27 protein-coding genes are annotated in these 18,995 nt (G+C 55.3%); 24 read left to right on the forward strand and 3 right to left on the reverse strand.

Going from position 1 to position 18,995, the window contains the following annotated elements; genetic code table 11:
* Nucleotides 1–22: 22 nt before the first annotated feature.
* The 14 genes from AFERRID_RS14000 to AFERRID_RS15350 all read left to right on the forward strand — a co-directional run bounded on the left by AFERRID_RS14000 (nt 23) and on the right by AFERRID_RS15350 (nt 9,505).
* Nucleotides 23–862, forward strand: a complete 840-nt coding sequence (locus AFERRID_RS14000) for an AbiJ-NTD4 domain-containing protein (RefSeq protein ID WP_126605537.1) — start codon at nt 23–25, stop codon at nt 860–862.
* Nucleotides 863–901: 39 nt separating this feature from the next.
* Complete coding sequence (locus AFERRID_RS14005; protein WP_126605538.1) at nt 902–1,318, forward strand: SRPBCC family protein; 417 nt, start codon at nt 902–904, stop codon at nt 1,316–1,318.
* A gap of 225 nt (nt 1,319–1,543) precedes the next feature.
* Nucleotides 1,544–2,023, forward strand: coding sequence for a GNAT family N-acetyltransferase (locus AFERRID_RS14010; protein WP_126605539.1), 480 nt, complete (start codon nt 1,544–1,546; stop codon nt 2,021–2,023).
* Complete coding sequence (locus AFERRID_RS14015) at nt 2,020–2,430, forward strand: cupin domain-containing protein (RefSeq protein ID WP_126605540.1); 411 nt, start codon at nt 2,020–2,022, stop codon at nt 2,428–2,430. Before AFERRID_RS14010 ends, AFERRID_RS14015 begins: the two co-directional genes overlap by 4 nt.
* A gap of 110 nt (nt 2,431–2,540) precedes the next feature.
* On the forward strand, nt 2,541–3,320 hold the full coding sequence (locus AFERRID_RS14020; protein ID WP_197722452.1) for an alpha/beta fold hydrolase: 780 nt from the start codon (nt 2,541–2,543) through the stop codon (nt 3,318–3,320).
* Between the two features lie 107 nt (nt 3,321–3,427).
* Nucleotides 3,428–3,745: a DMT family transporter gene (locus tag AFERRID_RS14025; RefSeq protein ID WP_126605541.1), complete on the forward strand. Its 318-nt coding sequence runs from the start codon at nt 3,428–3,430 to the stop codon at nt 3,743–3,745.
* Between the two features lie 5 nt (nt 3,746–3,750).
* A complete protein-coding gene (locus tag AFERRID_RS14030; protein WP_126605542.1) occupies nt 3,751–4,119 on the forward strand; it encodes a nuclear transport factor 2 family protein in 369 nt (122 codons plus the stop codon).
* A 96-nt stretch (nt 4,120–4,215) separates the two neighbouring features.
* Complete coding sequence (locus tag AFERRID_RS14035; RefSeq protein ID WP_197722453.1) at nt 4,216–4,641, forward strand: GNAT family N-acetyltransferase; 426 nt, start codon at nt 4,216–4,218, stop codon at nt 4,639–4,641.
* Nucleotides 4,638–4,880 (forward strand): PIN domain-containing protein, encoded by a 243-nt coding sequence (locus tag AFERRID_RS14040; RefSeq protein WP_192796451.1) that lies wholly within the window; start codon nt 4,638–4,640, stop codon nt 4,878–4,880. Before AFERRID_RS14035 ends, AFERRID_RS14040 begins: the two co-directional genes overlap by 4 nt.
* A 106-nt stretch (nt 4,881–4,986) precedes the next feature.
* Nucleotides 4,987–5,283, forward strand: coding sequence for a type II TA system antitoxin MqsA family protein (locus AFERRID_RS14045; RefSeq protein WP_126605544.1), 297 nt, complete (start codon nt 4,987–4,989; stop codon nt 5,281–5,283).
* Between the two features lie 306 nt (nt 5,284–5,589).
* The gene (locus AFERRID_RS14055; protein WP_126605546.1) at nt 5,590–5,874 is read left to right on the forward strand and encodes a type II toxin-antitoxin system Phd/YefM family antitoxin; all 285 of its coding nucleotides are present in this window, start codon (nt 5,590–5,592) and stop codon (nt 5,872–5,874) included.
* The gene (locus AFERRID_RS14060) at nt 5,871–6,305 is read left to right on the forward strand and encodes a putative toxin-antitoxin system toxin component, PIN family (protein WP_126605547.1); all 435 of its coding nucleotides are present in this window, start codon (nt 5,871–5,873) and stop codon (nt 6,303–6,305) included. Before AFERRID_RS14055 ends, AFERRID_RS14060 begins: the two co-directional genes overlap by 4 nt.
* Nucleotides 6,306–6,599: 294 nt before the next feature.
* A complete protein-coding gene (locus tag AFERRID_RS14065) occupies nt 6,600–9,248 on the forward strand; it encodes a type I restriction endonuclease subunit R (RefSeq protein ID WP_197722455.1) in 2,649 nt (882 codons plus the stop codon).
* Complete coding sequence (locus tag AFERRID_RS15350; protein WP_197722456.1) at nt 9,209–9,505, forward strand: hypothetical protein; 297 nt, start codon at nt 9,209–9,211, stop codon at nt 9,503–9,505. Before AFERRID_RS14065 ends, AFERRID_RS15350 begins: the two co-directional genes overlap by 40 nt.
* A gap of 65 nt (nt 9,506–9,570) precedes the next feature.
* Here the strand turns inward: AFERRID_RS15350 and AFERRID_RS14070 are convergent, their stop codons facing one another.
* Nucleotides 9,571–10,593, reverse strand: a complete 1,023-nt coding sequence (locus AFERRID_RS14070) for a HEPN domain-containing protein (RefSeq protein ID WP_126605548.1) — start codon at nt 10,591–10,593, stop codon at nt 9,571–9,573.
* 106 nt (nt 10,594–10,699) lie between these two features.
* The gene (locus AFERRID_RS15070) at nt 10,700–11,515 is read right to left on the reverse strand and encodes an autotransporter domain-containing protein (RefSeq protein ID WP_145987107.1); all 816 of its coding nucleotides are present in this window, start codon (nt 11,513–11,515) and stop codon (nt 10,700–10,702) included.
* 389 nt (nt 11,516–11,904) lie between these two features.
* Here AFERRID_RS15070 and tnpA point away from each other — a divergent pair, with 389 nt between their 5' ends.
* The 8 genes from tnpA to AFERRID_RS14110 all read left to right on the forward strand — a co-directional run bounded on the left by tnpA (nt 11,905) and on the right by AFERRID_RS14110 (nt 17,120).
* Nucleotides 11,905–12,237, forward strand: coding sequence for an IS66 family insertion sequence element accessory protein TnpA (tnpA, locus tag AFERRID_RS14075; protein ID WP_012536651.1), 333 nt, complete (start codon nt 11,905–11,907; stop codon nt 12,235–12,237).
* Entirely contained in the window at nt 12,228–12,575 is a 348-nt protein-coding gene (gene tnpB, locus AFERRID_RS14080; RefSeq protein ID WP_012536650.1) for an IS66 family insertion sequence element accessory protein TnpB, read from the forward strand. Before tnpA ends, tnpB begins: the two co-directional genes overlap by 10 nt.
* 49 nt (nt 12,576–12,624) lie before the next feature.
* Nucleotides 12,625–14,262 carry an IS66 family transposase gene (tnpC, locus tag AFERRID_RS14085; RefSeq protein ID WP_126605549.1) on the forward strand — a complete coding sequence of 546 codons (1,638 nt, stop codon included), beginning with the start codon at nt 12,625–12,627 and terminating at the stop codon, nt 14,260–14,262.
* 415 nt (nt 14,263–14,677) lie between these two features.
* A complete protein-coding gene (locus tag AFERRID_RS14090) occupies nt 14,678–15,094 on the forward strand; it encodes a VOC family protein (protein ID WP_126605550.1) in 417 nt (138 codons plus the stop codon).
* 299 nt (nt 15,095–15,393) lie between these two features.
* The gene (locus tag AFERRID_RS14095) at nt 15,394–15,618 is read left to right on the forward strand and encodes a CopZ family metallochaperone (RefSeq protein WP_113525654.1); all 225 of its coding nucleotides are present in this window, start codon (nt 15,394–15,396) and stop codon (nt 15,616–15,618) included.
* A 246-nt stretch (nt 15,619–15,864) separates the two neighbouring features.
* Nucleotides 15,865–16,056, forward strand: a complete 192-nt coding sequence (locus AFERRID_RS14100; RefSeq protein WP_009568881.1) for a hypothetical protein — start codon at nt 15,865–15,867, stop codon at nt 16,054–16,056.
* A 138-nt stretch (nt 16,057–16,194) separates the two neighbouring features.
* Nucleotides 16,195–16,461 carry a superinfection immunity protein gene (locus tag AFERRID_RS14105; protein WP_113525653.1) on the forward strand — a complete coding sequence of 89 codons (267 nt, stop codon included), beginning with the start codon at nt 16,195–16,197 and terminating at the stop codon, nt 16,459–16,461.
* A gap of 161 nt (nt 16,462–16,622) precedes the next feature.
* Nucleotides 16,623–17,120, forward strand: a complete 498-nt coding sequence (locus AFERRID_RS14110) for an AAA family ATPase (RefSeq protein ID WP_126605551.1) — start codon at nt 16,623–16,625, stop codon at nt 17,118–17,120.
* Here the strand turns inward: AFERRID_RS14110 and AFERRID_RS15815 are convergent, their stop codons facing one another.
* Complete coding sequence (locus tag AFERRID_RS15815) at nt 17,121–17,360, reverse strand: DUF2147 domain-containing protein (RefSeq protein ID WP_232027609.1); 240 nt, start codon at nt 17,358–17,360, stop codon at nt 17,121–17,123.
* A gap of 373 nt (nt 17,361–17,733) precedes the next feature.
* Here AFERRID_RS15815 and lexA point away from each other — a divergent pair, with 373 nt between their 5' ends.
* Both lexA and imuA read left to right on the forward strand, forming a co-directional pair.
* Nucleotides 17,734–18,351 (forward strand): transcriptional repressor LexA, encoded by a 618-nt coding sequence (gene lexA / locus AFERRID_RS14120; protein ID WP_113525651.1) that lies wholly within the window; start codon nt 17,734–17,736, stop codon nt 18,349–18,351.
* Entirely contained in the window at nt 18,348–18,992 is a 645-nt protein-coding gene (imuA, locus tag AFERRID_RS14125) for a translesion DNA synthesis-associated protein ImuA (protein ID WP_113525650.1), read from the forward strand. The genes lexA and imuA overlap by 4 nt, the downstream gene beginning before the upstream one ends.
* The last annotated feature ends 3 nt before the right edge of the window (nt 18,993–18,995 follow it).

Genomic DNA, 18,995 nt, shown 5'->3' on the forward strand with positions numbered 1-18,995 from the left:
GACCTCATGACAGGGGCATGCGATGAATGAAAAGTTCTCTAAGAGACACGGATACCAGCAAGCGCACGAAACAGAGATTATTGTGCGGCAAGACGCTCCGCATGAACTGCGTGGAATTGTTGTTCAGCTTGCTTACGATTGCGGATTTCAACCGAAAAGCCTTCGCTCACTTGTATGCCGCATACTAAGAAAACGGTCGGATTCAAACAATTGGTCTGAGTACCCAAACATGGACGATGAAGTACATGACCTCGTTGATGGCTGTGACTGGTATCGGGTCTACGACATCATAGAGGATATCTCCGGTGCCATGCGCGAGACCCCTTACTCTTATGAACCCCAAAAGTTCGAGAACGAAATAAACGACTACTTCCTCGAAAATGGTATTGGCTGGAAATTATCGAACGGCAAGGTTAAGATGCGCGGCCCCGAAGTATTCGAGGGAATTATAGACACTGCGGAGTGGCAGCTTGAAGCAAAAAACTTCAGTAACGCCAGGAATGAACTCCATGAGGCGCGCCGTGATTTGTCTCGGCGTCCTGCCCCTGATATCACTGGTGGAATTCAGCATTCAATGGCGGCGCTCGAATGTGTGGCTCGTGAGGCTTGTGGTGACGCCAAGGCCACTCTCGGCGATATCATGAAACGTTACCCGGATATCGTTCCTCGGCCTCTTGATGAGGCCATCGCAAAAGCCTGGGGTTACGCTTCGGAAAATGCACGCCATATCCGCGAAGGGAGGGAGCCAACATTCGAGGAAGCGGAGTTGGCTGTCGGCATGGTTGCTGCCCTCGCAACATATTTGGGCGAAAACATGGGGTATAACTATGCGCTCAGGCATGACAAACCAAAAGCGGCGTGACCATTAGCTTTATGTTAGTTTTATCAAAGAGGGAACGCCATGCAATTTGAAGAACAAGTCGTAATCGCAGCCTCTGTTGAAAAGGTCTTTTCCCTGTACGCAGACGTAAAAGGTTGGTCTTTCTGGGACTCTGACGTAAAGACTTCCTCCATTGATGGGGAATTCGTTTCCGGAGCCGGTGGCACCCTTCAACCGTCAAGCGGTCCAAAGGCTAAAATTGCTTTCACAGAAGTTGTTCCCAATCGTTCGTTCACGGTTGAAAGCAAGCTGCCTTTGTGTGTCATGCGCTTTGAACATGAGTTGTCAAGTCATTTGGGCGAAACCATAGCAGTGCATCGGATAGCCTTCGAGGGGATGCTTTCGCCGTTGTTTGGTCGACTTATCGGGTCGCAAATTAAAAAGGGCTTGCCTCATACGCTCCAAGGATTGAAACGTGCTGCTGAACACCAAAGTTGATATGGCGGTCAAGCGGAACGCTCCGCTTTTGACGCGTCACGTACCCTTACGCTAGGTAGGCAGGCAACCTATGGGATTTACGCTGGATAAAGTTGTACCGTGGGGACGTTCGTATGACGAAACGGGCGCAAAAAAACAGCGCGCCGCTTATCGTTACGTTAGGGATACATCGGATGTTACTTGCTGACGTGCCAGAACACCTGATTTGAAGGAGGGCTATACGAGATGACCGTGAACATAACCATACAGAGAGCAACCATAAACGATGCACCTGAAGTGGCCGTCATGGTTGGCGAGTTGCTAAATGAAATTATGAGCACTATTGGAATACATGCCTTCAAGTTCAGTCTTGATGAAACAATGGCCAGGCTCAAAGATTTCATCTACCGAGAGAAATATTTCGTTTTTGTTGCCCAAAGCGAGAATCAGTCTTTGGTTGGCTTCATTGCGCTTTATGAAAGCTACGCGTTATATGCCGAAGGCGCCTTCGGCACCATCCCAGAGCTCTTTGTTCGTCCGGGGTATCGTTCACAAAACGTGGGGCAGCGCCTTATGGAACAGGCAAAGAAATTCGGCAATTCGCGTGGCTGGAAGCGCCTAGAAGTTACCACCACTCCACTCCCACAGTTCGATAAAACAATAGCATTTTACGAGCGGGAGGGGTTCGCAATTACAGGTGGTCGCAAGTTGAAGGTGGCACTATGAGCAACCAGTCTGACATTGCTGTCGAGAGGGGTGCGCCAAAAAAACGACGTGCCGCTGACCTCGAGCGCTATGTTGCATCCATAGTGATTAACCTGGAAGGTGTGATTTCGGCGAATTGGCGAGACCTTCCCACGAAGGAAATCTTTCCGGGGATTCGTGCGCGTATCCTCTGGCAAGGCACGAACGGCGCCAAGGCCCAAATTCTTGAAATCGACCCTGGTGCCAAGTTCACAAAGCTCGATACGCATTTCCCGGGTCCTGAAGAAGTATTCGTGGTATCTGGCGTATTTAACGACGGTGTCCACGATTATCCGGCAGGTACTTTCATCCACAATCCGGCTGGCTCGGCGCACGTTCCTCAGTCAAAGCAGGGGTGCGTAATCTTCGTGTTCTTCCCCCGGGGTTGAGCTCATGCAACATAACACTGCGCTCAGTCATGGCGAGCAAAAATCGCACAAACCCTTAGCTACACGTTGGTCAGATTAGGATTAGTAGTAACACTCGCGAGGAAAAGGGGATGACCCATACACGCATGACAAGAAGTCAATTTCACCACGACGACCTGATGTTGTCATACCTCGATACGGGTGGGGAGGGCCAGACACTGATTGCCCTCCACGCGCTTTGGATGGAGGCCGCCACCTATGCCCGTCTTGCAGATGCACTATCACCCGAGTGGCGCGTCATCGCCATGGACCAGCGCGGACACGGTTATTCTGACCATGCGCTCAGTTATACACGCAAAGACTATATAGGCGATGTGGCCGCGCTGGTTGAACATCTTGAGGTGGACAAAGTCGTCCTGCTTGGTAACTCGCTGGGCGGCGTAAACGCCTACCAGTTCGCTGCGTGGCATCCCGAGCGTGTAAAGGCCGTCGTCATTGAAGACATCGGCGCCGCTCCGGATGCTAATGCGTCGTTTGTGTTAGCCTGGGAGGGTATCTTTCCAAGCCGTGAAACGCTCGAAGAACGCATCGGGCAACGGCTGGCGCCCTACCTCCTGGATTCCTTTCGCTCTACCCCAAACGGCTGGCGGCTTGCGTTCGAGCCTCGTGAGATGCTTGAATCGCAGCTTCAGCTCAATAGCGACCACTGGGCCGACTGGCTCGCGACTAGATGCCCGGCTCTCTTGGTCCGGGGTAAGGAGAGCCGGATTACGACGCAAGACCACTGCGAGCAAATGGCGGCGCGACGGCCCAATACTCGTCTCGTTACGCTTGATGGAGGGCACGTAGTCCATCAGGACAATCCGAATGGCTTTGCGGAGATTGTGCGGGAGTTCTTGCATGACCTTTGAGTTTATACGTTTGTTCACTAATCGTGCGCGGCTTCGCCCAACATTTCCATCGAGAGGGACGCGTAAAAAACGGCACGCTCCTTATCCTTACGGAGTTAACTAGAAATATGCACTGGTTATATCTGGCAATAGCAATCGTGTCCGAGGTTGTTGCAACTTCTGCACTCAAGGCAGCAAATGGCTTTACTCGCTGGGAGCCATCGCTTCTTGTTGTGGCCGGATATGCGTCAGCGTTCTATTTTCTTTCGCTTGCGCTACGCACCATCCAGCTTGGTGTGGCCTACGCTATCTGGTCTGGTGTCGGTGTTGCCTTGATTATACTGGTTGGTTGGGTTGTTTACCGTCAGCCTCTTAATGTGGCCTCATTCGTCGGTATCGCGCTCATTGTCGCTGGCGTGATAGTGCTCCACATTTTTTCCAAATAGGTTATATGCCCTCAGAAAACGCGCTTGCTATTTATCTCCAGGAGATGGAGGAGTCCTTGCTCCAGTCCAGTGTTCGCAAGTCCGAGCGCGTTTCGCAATTGCTGGCCGAGAGGTTCTTCGAGTTCGGTAGCTCTGGGCGTACGCTCAGCAAGGAGCAAATTATTGCCTCGCTGCATGCCGAGTCGCCAGTCAACTGCACTGCTACAGAGTTCAAGGTCCAACTTCTGGACCCACAAACCGCGCTCGTCACATATCGTGCGTGTCGCCACAGCGAGCCACCGGTGTTCACGGTACGTAGTTTCATCTGGCAACAACGGGAAGGGCTGTGGCAAATGGTCTTTCATCAAGGTACCATTACGACTGCGCCCACATGAGAACAATCATCCACCCTGCGCTCAAGCGTGACAGCGCAAAAGCACGCGGCCCCTTAGCTACACGTTGGGCGTCAATACAACATTATTGACTTGGTTATGGAATTCAATCTCTCAACTGATATTGAAAGCATTTCATGGAAAGAGCTAGCTTGTCTTTTCGAGCAGGCACCTTTGGGTAAAAGGCGTGAGCCTGAAATACTAGAAGTCGCTTTCCGTAACAGCCTGCTAAGAGTTTTTGCCTTTCACGGTGCAAAGCTCGTCGGTGCGGGTCGCGCGCTATCTGACGGTGTGTGGCGCGCGGCAATTTATGATGTGGCGGTCTTGCCGGAGTATCAGGGCAAAGGAATCGGACATAAGATTGTTCGCCATCTCATTGATGCTGCGAAAGTTGATGTCATCATGCTGTATGCGGTGCCGGGCAAGTCTAAATATTACGAGCGCTTTGGGTTCCGAAAAATGGCCACTGCCATGGCAATCATGCCCAATGAAGAAGAAGCAAGAAAACGGGGCCTACTCGAATGATGCCCAACAACACGTTAGGTATCCTGCGATTTCTCTTTGAGCCCGAGCGCCTGCCCGCGGATGTCGTCGAGCGAATAGCCGACGGCAGAAATCGGGTATGGTTCCGCATCCTGAGCCTCTGGGAAATCGCCATCAAACAGGCCCTTCGGCGCGATGCGTTCGATTTCGCTCGTGAAAACGTCAATGGCCTAAAGACGCACGTTGAACAGAAGACCTTTGCTGCGGGTACCAAGAAATGATATTGGTTTGACAGCATGTTACCATAATGGTTTGCAAGGTGAATATTGGGCAGTATCCATGTGAACCTCCCGACAACAACTCCTCTCTACGGACGGAAACACTTTTTTGGCTGAAATAATTATTCCTATAGATACTGCTTGCCCTATTTGCGGGGAAGGAACTCTTATTCTTCACATCGAGGGTGACACGATGGAATATAAGGGAATAACTCGAACTATACCGTCCCAATATAAGGTCTGTACCGCATGCGGCAGTGAGCAGGCGGACATTGATGACCTGCGAGTCAACAAAAGAGCCATGCAAGCATTCAAGAAAAAAGTGGATGAGTTATTGACGGGGCAAGAAGTAAAAACTCTTCGCGAAAATTCGCATAAAAAACCTAGTGATGAGTCCCTGCTCTAGCTATGAAATTGGGTCTTTAGATCAGGAACGTACTCATGATTACGGTGATCTCCTTAGAAGCCCAGAACAAGTTTGGACAGTTGTTGAAAAGGTACAACGGGAACCGGTGGTTATCACTCGTCACGGACGGGCGACTGCCTACATGGTGTCGCCACAAAACATGCCGGGACATCAGAATTTGCAGGCTGCACGGCGCAAGCACAGTCAAGCGGTTGCCGAATTCGCGTGCACGGGTAGAAAACATGGCCACGAATCCCCATTCTAGCTATAATAGCCAGAATGGATGTTTGTATTAGGAGAGAACCCATGATTACGGTGACTTCGGTTGAAGCCCAGAACAAGTTCGGACAGTTGCTGGATACCGTGCAGCGCGAGCCGGTGGTCATCACCCGGCACGGGCGTGCCACGGCGTTTATGGTGTCCCCGCAGGACATGCAGGACCTCCAGGACTTGCAGGCTGCTCGGCGCAAGCGCAGTGAAGCGGTTGCCGAATTCGAGGCACACTTCGCCAGAACCGATGCCCATCTTACACCGGCTGCGCGGGAGCTGACGGATGAGGATGTGGTGCGCCTGGTGAAAGAATCCCGTTGAGTCGGCCGCAACGGATTGTCATAGATACCAGCACCCTGGTGGGGGCGATGTTACATCCAGATTCCGTGCCGCGCCGCGCTTTCCTGACCGCAGTCCGGATAGGTGAGCTCTGTGTCACTGAAGCCACCTTGCAGGAAGTGCAGGAAGTGCTACAGAGGCCGAAATTCGACCGATTTATTCCGCTACAAGACCGGCTGGATTTTCTCACCTTGGTATCCGGCCACGTCAGCATGTGGGAGATTCACGTCTCCAGCGAGCAGGCTGCGACAGGCGTATGCCGGGATGAGAAAGATACGAAATTCCTCTCTCTGGCGTTGTCTTGCCGGGCGGACGTTCTCATTTCCAGCGATGGGGATTTGCTGGTCCTGCACCCTTGGCAAGGTGTGCCCATTCTGACGCCATCAGCATTTCTGGAAAAAGTGAACTCATGAGTCTGCACCAGGAAATCCACTTCGAGTCCGAAATCTGCGCCGACATGGCGGCTTCCGGCTGGCTCTACACGCCACCTGAAGGCACCACCCTGAGCCCGGATGCCTCGGGCTACAACGCCGAATTCGCCATTTTTCCCGATGACTTGCGCGACTGGATGGCCGCTTCTCAACCGGAAACCTGGGAGAAGCTGGTTCAGGGGCACGGCGACAGGGCACTTACCGAAGTGATGGCCCGCCTGCGCAAGGCGCTGGACACCCCAGGGCACTCTTTACGTCCTGCGCCACGGCATCGAAATGCTGGGCTTGCGGCATCCCATTGCGCTGGCCCAGTTCAAACCCGCCTCGGGCATGAACCAGGAACTTGCGGCCCGCTACCAGGCCAACCGGCTCAGGGTGGTGCGGCAAGTCCATTACTCGGCGCACGACACGGGCCGCAGCCTGGACCTCGTACTGTTCCTGAACGGTCTGCCCGTCGCCACGGCGGAACTCAAGACGGATTACACCCAGGCGGTAGAGAACGCGGTCTATCAATACAAGCGGGACAGGCATCCCCGGCCGCCGGAGCGGAACACGCCCGAGCCCCTGCTGAGCTTTCCCGGTGGCGCGCTGGTACATTTTGCCGTCAGCAACTCCGAAGTGCGGATGACCACGAAGCTCGCGGGCATGGACACCCGTTTCCTGCCCTTCAACCAGGGGAATCAGGGCGGTGCCGGGAATCCCGCCAATCCGAGCGGCATCGCCACCGACTATCTCTGGAAATCCGTCTGGGCACCGACGTCCTGGCTGCAGATTCTGGGCCGCTATCTGGTACCAGTGCGGGACAAGAAGAAGCAACTGAAAGGCGTCGTTTTTCCCCGCTACCACCAACTGGATTCCACGCGGAAAATCGTTTCCGCCGTACTCCGGGACGGGGCGGGCGACAAATACCTCATCCAACACTCGGCGGGCTCCGGCAAAACCCACAGCATTGCCTGGACCGCGCACATGCTGGCGGAATTGCATGACGAGACGGACCGCAAGATATTCGACAGCGTGATTGTCGTCTCGGACCGGACGGTACTCGATGAACAGCTCCAGGAAGCCCTCATGGCCCATCAGCGGACGGCGGGCGTCGTGGCCGTCGTCAAAGGGGAGGGGGCTTCCAAAAGCCGGGAACTCTCCGAAGCCCTGGCCGCCAACAAGCAGATTATTGCCTGTACCCTGCAAACCTTCCCATTCACGCTGCAATACATCCAGGAACTCGCCGCCACGCGGGGGAAGCGTTTCGCCGTAGTGGCCGATGAGGCCCATTCCTCCCAGACGAACGAAACCGCGGCACGTCTCAAAGTTATACTCTCCGGAAGCATTCCCTTGCAGGGCGCCGCCACCGCCAGAGACGGGGCCGCACTCGAGATGGACGAGGTGGAGGACGTCTCCGTCGAAGACATGCTCGCCGCCGAGATGGAAGCCCGGGCCGCCGGTAAGGAAACCGGGATTACCTATGTGGCGTTCACCGCCACCCCCAAGGACAAGACCCTGCAACTGTTCGGCACCCGGCCATACCCGGAACGGTCGCCCAGTGACGAAGACAACAAGCCGGAACCTTTTCATGTGTATTCCATGCGCCAGGCCATCGAAGAGGAATTTATCCTCGACGTGCTGAAAAACTACACGCCTTACCAGTTGGCCTTCCAGTTGGCCCACGAGACCAGTGGTCAGCAGGAGGGCAAAAAACCCCCCGTCGTGGATGCCGGTACCGCCACGGCGGGCATCATGGGCTGGGTGCAGCTGCACAGCTATAACATCGCCCAGCACGTCCAGATTGTGGTGGAGCACTTTCGCAAATTCGTGATGCCGCTCTTAGATGGACAAGCCAAGGCCATGGTGGTGACCAGCTCCCGCCTGGAAGCGGTACGCTGGCATCTGGCCATGCGCAAGTACATCGCCTCCCGTGGCTACGCCCTCAATACCCTTGTCGCCTTCTCCGGGGAGGTGGAAGATACGGAATCCTTCGACAAGCCGGTATCGGAAACCAGCCGGGACCTGAACCCCGGCCTGAAAGCACGCAGCATCCGCAAGGCGTTCAGTTCCGAAAATGGTCATCGCGGCGAGTACGCCATTCTCCTCGTCGCCAACAAGTTCCAGACGGGCTTTGATGAACCCCTGCTCTGCGGGATGTACGTCCACAAACGCCTGGATGGCATTCAGGCGGTGCAGACCCTCTCCCGCCTGAACCGGGCTTATCCCGGCAAGGACACCACCTATGTCGTGGATTTTGTGAACAAGGGAGAGGACATCCTCAAGGCGTTCCAGCCCTACTATGAAACGGCGGAACTGGCCGGCGTCAGCAATCCGGACAGCATTTATGATTTGCGCGCCAAACTCGACGCCCAGGAGTTTTATACCGCAGAGGACGTGGAGGCCGTGGTAAGCGCGGTGCTCCAGGGTGGCAAGCAGGCCCGCGTGGATGCGGTGTTGCGCCCCGTGGCGGATGCCCTCCTGCAGCGCTTTGCCAAGGCTCGCGTCCTCTGGCAGCAGCATCAGCCCGATGACGGGGACAGCGCTCCGGCACAGGCCGCCAAAGCCGAAATGGACGCCCTGTGGCTATTCAAGAAGGACATCGGCACCTATGTCCGCAGTTACAGCTTTCTCTCGCAGATTTTCGACTACGGCAACACCGACATCGAAAAACGGGCGATTTTCTTCAAGCTCCTGCAGCGCTTGCTGACCTTTGGTCGGGATATCGAGGAGGTGGACCTCTCCGAACTGGCCCTGACTCACCACACCCTGAAGGAGCTGGCGACGGAGAAGCTCTACCTCATCGGCGGAGAAAAGCTGACCCCTTCGGAGGCCGGGGCGGCATGGTGCGGGACAAGCACCGGGAGAGCCTCGACGCCATCATTCAGCGCGTCAACGAGATTTTTGTGGGACACATCAGCGATAATGACAAGCTGGTGTATGTGAATGACGTCATCATGGGCAAGCTCATAGACTGCGAACTCCTCATCGAACAGGCCGCCAACAACACCAAGGAACAGTTCGCCAATTCCCCGGACCTGGACCGGCTGATTCTTGACGCCATCATGGAGGCCATGGCCTCGTTTACGTCCATGAGCACCCAGGCCCTCGAATCCGCCCGCATCCGGGCCGAGTTGAAGGATATCCTGCTGGGGCCGGCAGGATTGTATGAAAGGTTGCGGGAGGGGAGGGAGGGGCGGTAGTGCTTTATTAGGGTGCGAAATATCTTTGAGCTAAACGGTTTAACTCTACAAGAGGAAACAGCGGTTCATTTTTGAGGAGCGGAGGTATTGGGTAGTATTGCTACGTCGCGAGCGTTTTGCAATTGCTCTTGTATCTTGCCGTCAGCCGCGAGTTGACAAGCAATTTCTAGTACCCCGTGATTGGCTTTGAGGCTTTCTGCCCGAGTGGTTTTCTTTTCACCATATCGTCCATTTGTCGGCCAATAAACGGAGGTTAGGAGAGATTCTTCGATGGTATTTTCCATGTACTGGGAAAGCTTTTCCGCTGGGGTTGATAATTTATGAGTCTTTTCAAATTTCCCTGAGACGACATTCAGCAAGCCCTTAATCAGCTTTTCTACAGCTTGGGTGGAATCCCATCGAGATTGAGAGTATCGCCCCTGAAGCAGGTTAGCGCAAGAGGATTGATAATCGCCAAAAGCCGTATAGAACAATTGCTCGTCATTATAACTCACTCGCCAGAACAAATCTACAAACCAGGATAGTCCGATTATGGTAATGCGACACCATTCGAGGAAAGCATTCAGCTGCGCATCGCTCAGCCTGTTCGCCATCCCTTGCGTAAGCCCGTCTATACATGCAAGACAGTTTATCTTTGGCGGGATTTCTATTGAATAAATCATATCCCCCTTTTTAATTGGATTACCGTCACTATCAACTCCGCAGTTCTCCAGATTCCTGTCCAGCATGTACTCACATTTGCCGCCGTAGGTTTGCGGTACAGAAAAGCGCCAAATACTATTACCCAGCTCCACGGGTGCAAAACCCAACTCATATGGGTGATTGAGCCGGTTTCCATAGACGTCCCGATACCAGCGATGCCCTCTGGCCACGAGCTGATTGCCACTGAATCCTGGTTCATCGGCAAGAGCATCGTCAGGGTATATATGCGTCACGTCTCCGAAGGCTTCGCCGAATCGTAGAGGAAAAATATGCGGCCTTTGAGCGGGTATGAAACCCGATTCATTGAGATGTGCGTCCACGTATTCCATCTCACATTCGAATTCATCTTCGCTTTCCGGTCGCTTTCGTGGCCAGGTGTAAGTCATATAGGTAATTCCTCGGGTGAGCGGACAGTGTAACCTTCTGAAAGAATAGTGCAAGAATGACGAATGCTCGTTATCCAGGACCCTTGGGGAAACGTGTTTATTGCTATTACAGCGTTGGCGCGAGAGGGCCGGATGATGCCTTGCCTGCTGGATGGGGGGATGATGCCAATTCCCGGAAGTACCCCACCGGGGGCCGCCATCTCGTTAACCGGGAAACCCTGAGCCCCGCTTTCAGGCGGGGGTGGTATCGATGCACGTTGGTGCAGCTACGAAGGGAAGCGCTCGCAGATCTGTCAGTGCGGGGGCATCGTGAAAAAAACCGCTCGACGAGGGCAACGGCAGCGCTGGCGAGGGCACTTCTGTTCAGTTGCAGCAACCAACTGCCTATGGGCAATAAAAAAGCGCCCCGAAGGACGCTTGTGTGCTGAAAGATGCTGACAGTCAGAAGTGGTAAGCCATCCCCACGATGCCACGAATATCGTTGATCGTGGTGCTCGCATTCAGGGCATAGGGTGTGTAGCTGTACCGCATTGTTCTGGTACCGGGCCGTGATGCCATCCAGACCCAGCTTAAAATCGGCATACTGATAGGCCAGATATGGGCCAACCGCTGCGTCTTCACCAATGGCAAACAGCTTACCGATGCGCGCATTAAAAGCCATCGAGTGACCAGACACGTGGGCGGAGCCGGTACCACTACCACCAGCTAATGTCCCCGTAATACCACCCCCATTGATCGGCGAACCAAATGCGTAATCCGCGCTCAAATGGGTGTACCACAATTCCTGATTGACGCCGGTCATGGTAATGCCGACGCCGCCGTTCGTGTTGCCGCCATTCGCAGACACACTGCCAGACGGGACGCTTGCGCTCGCGCTGGATGGAGTGGCGGCGACTTCGCCATAGACCCCAATCGTATCCAAGGCCTGACTAAGGGTATCGGCTGCGGCAACTGGCGCAATGGCGCAATGGCCAGCGCTGTCATAATTCTGAGATTCATCACTTCTTCCTCTGATGGTTGGTAACCATCAGGTTAGGCGGATTTCTGGGAAAGGCAACCCGGCTCCCGGCCCTCTACTTACCTGCGTCGCGGCCCAGCGCCTCCAGATCCTCCAAGGACCATCTGGATGATCCGCGCGAGAAAGGCCATCCCTAAAAACGATGAAGGCGCCCAAGAATATTTCATCCGCCGTGTTGCACACCCGATCATTCCCAGTTCATGAGCCTTCATGCGTAAGCGTCTAAGCAACCCACCTTCCCAAATTTCCTGACCTGACCGATCCTGATCTGCATTCAGCGCGGAGGGATGGTGATGAAGAAAGAAGAGAAAGTCGCTTATTGGCGGCAGCAGGTAGAGGGATTTCAGGCGAGCGGACAGTCGGTCAAGAATTATTGTGCGCAGGCGGGGATCGCCGTAGCCACGCTGCATTACTGGCGCAAACGCTTTGCCGATTCTGTACAAACGCCGTTGCTGTCCGCCGTGCCCGAAGGGTTTTTGCCGGTAACTCTGGCCGCGCCGGTCAGGACGCCTGTTTCACCGGTGGAAATTCACCTGTTATCCGGTCGTAGCCTGAAGCTTGCGGCGCCGGTAGATACCAGCTGGCTCCAGACCTTGGTGCAGATTCTGGAAAGACCATGTGGCTAAATTCGAGCAGCCGGATCTGGCTCGCGGCAGCGCCCGTAGATATGCGGTTAGGCTTTGATGGCCTGGCGGCCAAGGTACAGGGGGTATTGGCTGCCGATCCTTTTTGCGGTCATGCTTTTGTCTTTCGCAACCGCCGAGGGGATCGTCTGAAATTGTTACTGTGGGATGGACTGGGCTTCTGGCTGGTGTATCGCCGTCTGGATCAGGGACGACTCCATTGGCCCCGCGCCGATGCCGGTGCCATAGAACTCTCCGCTGCGCAGTGGGCGATGCTGGTAGAGGGGCGCCCGTGGACGCCGTTACCGAGCCTGGAAAAATGCACACCAACACTGCTGTAACTAGCGGGAATTTCTTGTATAAATAGCCCAGTTCCGATACTATTTTCTGATGATTTCAGCGCCGCAAACGCCTCTTCCCACCAGCCCGGACGCCCTGCGCGATCTGGTGCTGAGCCTGCTGCAACAGCAGGAGGAACAGGAAGCGGAACGCACCCGGATCATCGCCCAACAGCAAGCGGCCATTGCCCTGCGCGATGAAACCATCGCCCGCCTGGAAAGCACCATCGCCAAACTGCAGCGCTGGCGATTCGGACGCCGTTCGGAAAAGCTCTCTCCCGACCAGATCAGTCTTTGGGAAGAAGCGCTGGATACCGAAATCGCGGCGATGGAAAGCCTCCTCGAAACCGTTCTGGAAGACAGTGCGGCCGTGACCGCTGGCCGTGCAGAGGGAGCAGCCGCCGACGCGCAGACCGTAGCGGTCCCCGCCCGTCCCGTACGCCGGCACCCCGGCCGCATGGCGATCCCCGCCCATCTGCCCCGGGTAGAAGTACGTCACGATCCCAAGACTTGCACTTGCGCGCAATGTGGGGGTCCACTCGAAACGGTCGGGGAAGAGATCAGCGAAAAACTGGATTATATCCCCGGACGCTTCCAGGTGATTCGCCATATCCGCCCCAAACTGGTCTGCCGCCCCTGCGGTACCCTCGAAAGTCCGGCATTACCGGCACAGGTGATTGACAAGGGCTTGCCCACGGCGCGCCTGGTGGCCCATGTGATGACGGCGAAACACGTGGATCACCTGCCTTTGTACCGGCAGGAAACCCAGTACCAGCGAGCGGGCGTACCGATCTCTCGCGCCACCCTCTGCAGCTGGCTGGGTCAGGGCGAATACTGGATCAGCCTGCTCGCCGAAGCCTGCAAAAGGGCCTTGCTGGAAGGAAAGATTCTGCACGCCGACGAGACGCCCTTGCCCGTCCTCAACCCCGGCAGCGGCAAGACGGACAAAGCCTATCTCTGGGTGTATCGCAGCCAGGCGGATGCCCCGCATCCCGTCGTGGTCTTTGATTATGCCCCGGACCGTAAGGGGATCCACGCGCAACACTTCCTGGGCGACTGGAAAGGCATTCTCCAGACCGATGACTATGGGGGGTATGATGCCCTCTACCGCAAGGAACAGATCATCGAAGCGGGATGCTGGGCGCATGTCCGCCGCCACTTCTATGACGTGGAACAGCGGGGTCCCAGTCCGGTAGCCCAGAAGGCCCTGGCCTGGATCGTCAAACTCTACGCCATCGAAGCGGAGATCAAGGAATCTCTACCAGATCAGAAAGTCGCCGCCCGGCAGCAGCGTGCCGGTCCCCTGCTGGAAGCCTTCCATGCCTGGCTCACGGAAACCCAGATGCAGGTGGCGCCGAAAAGTGGCATCGCTAAAGCCATCGGCTATGCCCTCAACCGTTGGAAAGCACTGACGCTCTACCTCGAAGAAGGACAACTCAGCATCGATAATAATCCGGTGGAGCGAGCGCTGCGGGGCGTGGCCATTGGTCGCAAGAATTTTTTATTTGTTGGAAATGATGCCGGTGGCGAGCGTGCCGCGTCCTTCTACAGCATCATCGAAACGTGCAAACTCAACGGCATCGAGCCCTTCGCGTACCTCTGTGACGTGCTCGAAAAGCTCCCGACCTGGCCCAACAAAAAACTCCACGAACTCTTGCCGTGGAACTGGAAAAAATCTGCATTAGCCTGATTGGCGCCAACCCGCAAGGGTGGGTTGGCTGAACGTTTACCTTCATGCGGAGCCTGCGCCAAATACCGCGCAAGGTCGCCAGCTACTTTCGGCATCCCGCTGCTCGCTACGCCATGTCGGATATTTAAGGGTCGGATGAATATTACTGGCAGACGCTTTTGAGGCTGCCAGCCAGGCATCGTTTGGTCCGAAGAGCAAAGTGCTAGTCAACGTCAAAGCATCGTTCAAAACCGGCAGCTTTGGTGTAGACTTTACTTTGGCATCCGGGATGCTCCAGTCAACAATGCACCGGATCCATAGGTTCCCCATCGTGACATTGGTCCGTGACGGAGGGAAGGGGGTGTTCATCCGATTACCTGAAAATCGAAACCACCATTATTTGTTGCTAACTTGATCAACCATAAGGAGAAACGCAATGCATAGTAAAAATAATCCTATTGTTTGGTTTGAAATTTACGTTCAAGACATGGAGCGTGCCAAAAGCTTCTACGAAGCAGTTCTCGCAATCAAGCTGTGTGAAATGCCCGCTCCGACAGCGGAAATGACTATGGAAATGTGGTCTTTCCCCATGGACAGAGAAGCCGGGATGAACACCTACGGTGCTGGCGGCATGCTAGTAAAAATGGAAGGCAAATCCTCTGGGGTTGGTGGCACCCTAGTATATTTTGGTTGCGAAGACTGTGCTGTTGAAGCGGCACGTGCCGTTGCGCATGGCGGTATTTTGATCAAAGAAAAAACATCTATCGGTGAACATGGTTTCATCGCTCTTGTTCAGGATACGGAAGGCAATATGATTGGCTTTCATTCAATGGTATGTAAACCTAGCGAATAAGGTCAGATTATGCTTAGCTCCGGTGTCAGGATTTGAACCGTTTGTTGGTCAAATTCTGACCGCCCCCCGGTCTCGAAACTGGTCTGCTCTATAATGGGTACGGGGCATGGGCTCTTGACATTACACCAAGCTTCAATGTTTACCATGGTCCAGTGGTGGGCTATACGCAGAGTATCAGTGATTATCCGTGGCCGAGGTTCCACTCCGGCACATGGCTGATGCCCTGTGCAATCGAATGTCAGTTCATACGGGCGGTTTTATTCATTCCTTTACACCTAATTTTCAACAGGAGAGAACCCATGAGCGATATCAGGCTGAAGATCACCGGCATGACCTGCGGACACTGCGTGCGGGCCGTGACCAAGGCGCTGGAAGGCGTACCTGGTGTAGAAAAAGCGGACGTTACGTTGGAGCCGGGAGAAGCCGTGGTGCATGGCCTAGCGGATACCGCCACGCTGATCGCCGTGGTCAGGGAGGAGGGCTATGAGGCGGAAGAGTGCAAAAAGTCACAGAGCGGATCGTAGCTGCAAATGGCTTGGGACAAGCCGGCGCACCGGAAACAGGCGTATGGCGGATCCGCGACAAGGCAACTATATGATTTTCCATTATTATAAGAGGGATGGACAGTTTTCTGTCGCTGACACCGGACACTTTTATGGCAGAAAATGTCACCAGAATTCCGCAAAACTCATATAAAAACAAGGGGTATTTCAATTGGCATGAATATTGATATTGCTGGTTCGCAGTTTCAACCTTGAGGAGTAAGTAACATGTCCATGAAAACTTCTGCTATTGCTATTGTCATGATGTCTGCCTTCGCAGTTTCCACCGCCTTTGCGGCGACGCCAGCCAAGGCTCCGGCGAAACACCCAGCCAAAGTGGCCACGCACAAGGCCGTCGCGCATAAGGCCGTTGCGCACAAGGCTCCTGTGAAAAAAGCCACAGCCAAGAAAGGTTACTAAGGGGAACTTCCCTAAGTAGGAAAAAGGGGCCTTCTGGCCCCCTTTTTTATTTGGGGGAGCGGGTATCGGGCCCATTCCAGGGGTGCCAATCTGCTCAAATTCGCTATATGATTGGTGCGTAAACGGAAAGGAACCCCCATGTTGCACTGGATCACCGACAGCCGCGCCGGTTTTGTGGCGTTACTGATGGTCGCCTTCATCGTGGCGATAGGCGTGTATGTGTTACCTGCTCTGATGGCCTGGAGCATGGATAGCCCGCACCGGATACCCATCACCCTGCTGGATCTATTGCTCGGCTGGACCGTCCTCGGCTGGGTTGCCGCGCTGATCTGGGCAGTCATGAGTGGCAATGGCGATAATTTTGACGACGACCGTCCACCCCGCCGCCAGGAGCCCTGGATGTGATAGAGTCTAGGTCGGAACGGCGATGCTTGCGGCATGGATGCTCTGCACACTCATCCCGGAATCATCAGCGACAGGAAATGATATGAACACCGCAGTAACTATGGGCCTTACCGCAACCGGGCGGATTTTTGGGCAGTCCGGACCATTCCGGATTTGGGTGGATGCCTGATTTGAAAACATCTCCATTGGTCATTTTCACCGTGGGCACCGCGGCCTCTGGTAAAAGCACCTGGGCTCGATCGGTGCAGTCCCGTTATACGGGGTTGCGTATCGCTATTATCGAAAGAGACGGGATTCGGGTTTCCCTGCACGAGGGGAAGATCGAGGGGGTGTTTTCCTGGTCGGCGTGGAACCCTGCCCTGGAAGGTAAGGTCCAGCAGCTTTGGGAACGGCAGGTGCGGAGTGCCATCGGTACGCACGATGTCCTTGTCCTTGCCGACACCCATCTGGATGTCGACGATCTGGCAAAAAAAGCACAATGGTTGCGGGATCAGGGGGTCACGGAGATGTCTGTGCATTACTTCCCGGCCTTGCCGCTGATGGAGCTCATCCGCCGCGATCGGGGAAGGGGCCACCCGGTAGGTGGCGAAGTGCTCAGGGAGCACATCAAAAAGCTGGAGCCGGAGGACCGCTACTGGGAGGCTGTGGAGGGCCTTTAACTACCGCGATTCAGATGGAACCTTGGTCCAGATGGTATTGCCGCCGAGCCACGAAAAGCCGACATAACCGTACACCTTGAGTTTGCGGGAATCCAGAGTCGTCAGTGTGCCATGATAGTAGGTTTTGCTGTTGGGGTCGTAAATGCGGCCCTTTGCCCATTCCCCCGGACGTCTGGGCACGAAGTCCGCCAGAATTTGCGGCTGCCCCTTGGCGCGGGCCTGCTGCACAGTGTCCTGCATATGTCTCACGCTCTGTCCGAAAATCATACCATTTTTTGCGTAAATGCGGATGTATCCATTGCCCCCGCAGTTTGCCACAAGCCGGTAATGCTCTCGCGCCCTGAGCCTGCAAAAGCGATACCGATACTCCCCAAAAGTAGCCCGGTGAGGACGAGACAACGAGCTAAAAGATGTTTCATTCCTTGACCTTCCCAGCCTTGTGTCCCTACATACACAAATTTATGTTGCAAAATTTTAACAATATGAGCAACGGCTGGCAACTGCGGCCGGATGGCGGCGCTGTCCTGTATCGGGCCTTGCATTCTGCAGTGATACTGTATAAAAATATAGCCATCGCCAGCAGGTGGATCCGCTGGCCCTCAGGAGATATTGCATGGATGAACTTACCCCCCGGCAGTCCGAAATTCTCGGCTGGATTCGTACCCGTATGGCGGAAGACAGTCTGCCGCCTACCCGTGCGGAGTTGATGCGGGCCTTTGGCTTCCGTTCACCCAATGCTGCCGAAAGTCACCTGCGGGTACTGGCGCGCAAGGGCTATATCCTGCTGCAGAATGGTACGGCCAGGGGCATCCGCCTCTGTGCAAGCGAAGAAGAAACCGGTTTGCCGCTGATCGGGCGCGTGGCCGCCGGGCAACCCATGCTGGCCGAAGAGTTCCGGGAAGGGCAGTTGCCCGTCGACCCAAAGCTCTTTTCGCCAGGCGCCGATTACCTGTTGCGCGTGCAGGGCATGAGTATGCGTGATGCCGGCATTCTCGATGGCGATATTCTCGCCGTCCGTCACGATGCCTCGCTCACTCCCCAGGATGGTCAAATGGTAGTGGCCCGGGTCAACGGTGAGGTGACGGTCAAACGCTGGAAGCGGGATGGCAAGCAGGTCTGGCTGCTGCCGGAAAACCCGGATTTCTCCCCTATTTCTGTGGATTTGCAACGCGACAGTCTGACAATCGAAGGCGTGGTGGTCGGACTGCTGCGTATCGGAGGCAACTTATGAATCCATCCGCACATAAAACCGCCGTCGACACCCTGTTGAGCAACCATCCCCAGCACTTGTGGCGGGGTCTGAATAATCAGCGGACGCCGGGCGTGGCGGCGCACTGGCCGGATCTGGAGCGGTTGGTAGGTGACTGGCCACGTGGCGCCATCACTGAAGTGGTCAGCGCTCTGGACGGTATCGGAGAACTGCGTCTGGTGCTGCCCGCCGTGGCGGAACTGAGTCAGCGCGAGGCGCGCTGGATACTCTGGGTCGCGCCTCCACATATCCCCTATCCGGCAGCACTGGCGGCTGCCGGTGTCGATCTTGCACGGATGCTGGTGCTGCATCCACGCAAGGGCCAGAATACGCTCTGGGCGCTGGAACTGGCTCTGCGTTCCGGCAGTTGCAGCGCGGTGCTGGCCTGGCCGCCGACTCTACAAGATATCCAGTGGCGTCGCCTGCAATTGGCGGCCGAGGCGGGCAACAGTCTGGCCTTCTTCTTTTTCCGCCAAAGCAACGTCGCTACGGTGCCCGTTGCCTTGCGTCTGGGTCTGCACCCTGCCCCACAAGGAATCGACGTGAACGTCCGTAAACGTCGTGGTGCCATGCCGACGCGGGGTATGGTGGCGCTCAGCGACCAACTGGCGCTGGCGTTCTGAAAC

The organism is Acidithiobacillus ferridurans (assembly GCF_003966655.1).
In the GTDB taxonomy this organism is placed as follows: domain Bacteria; phylum Pseudomonadota; class Gammaproteobacteria; order Acidithiobacillales; family Acidithiobacillaceae; genus Acidithiobacillus; species Acidithiobacillus ferridurans.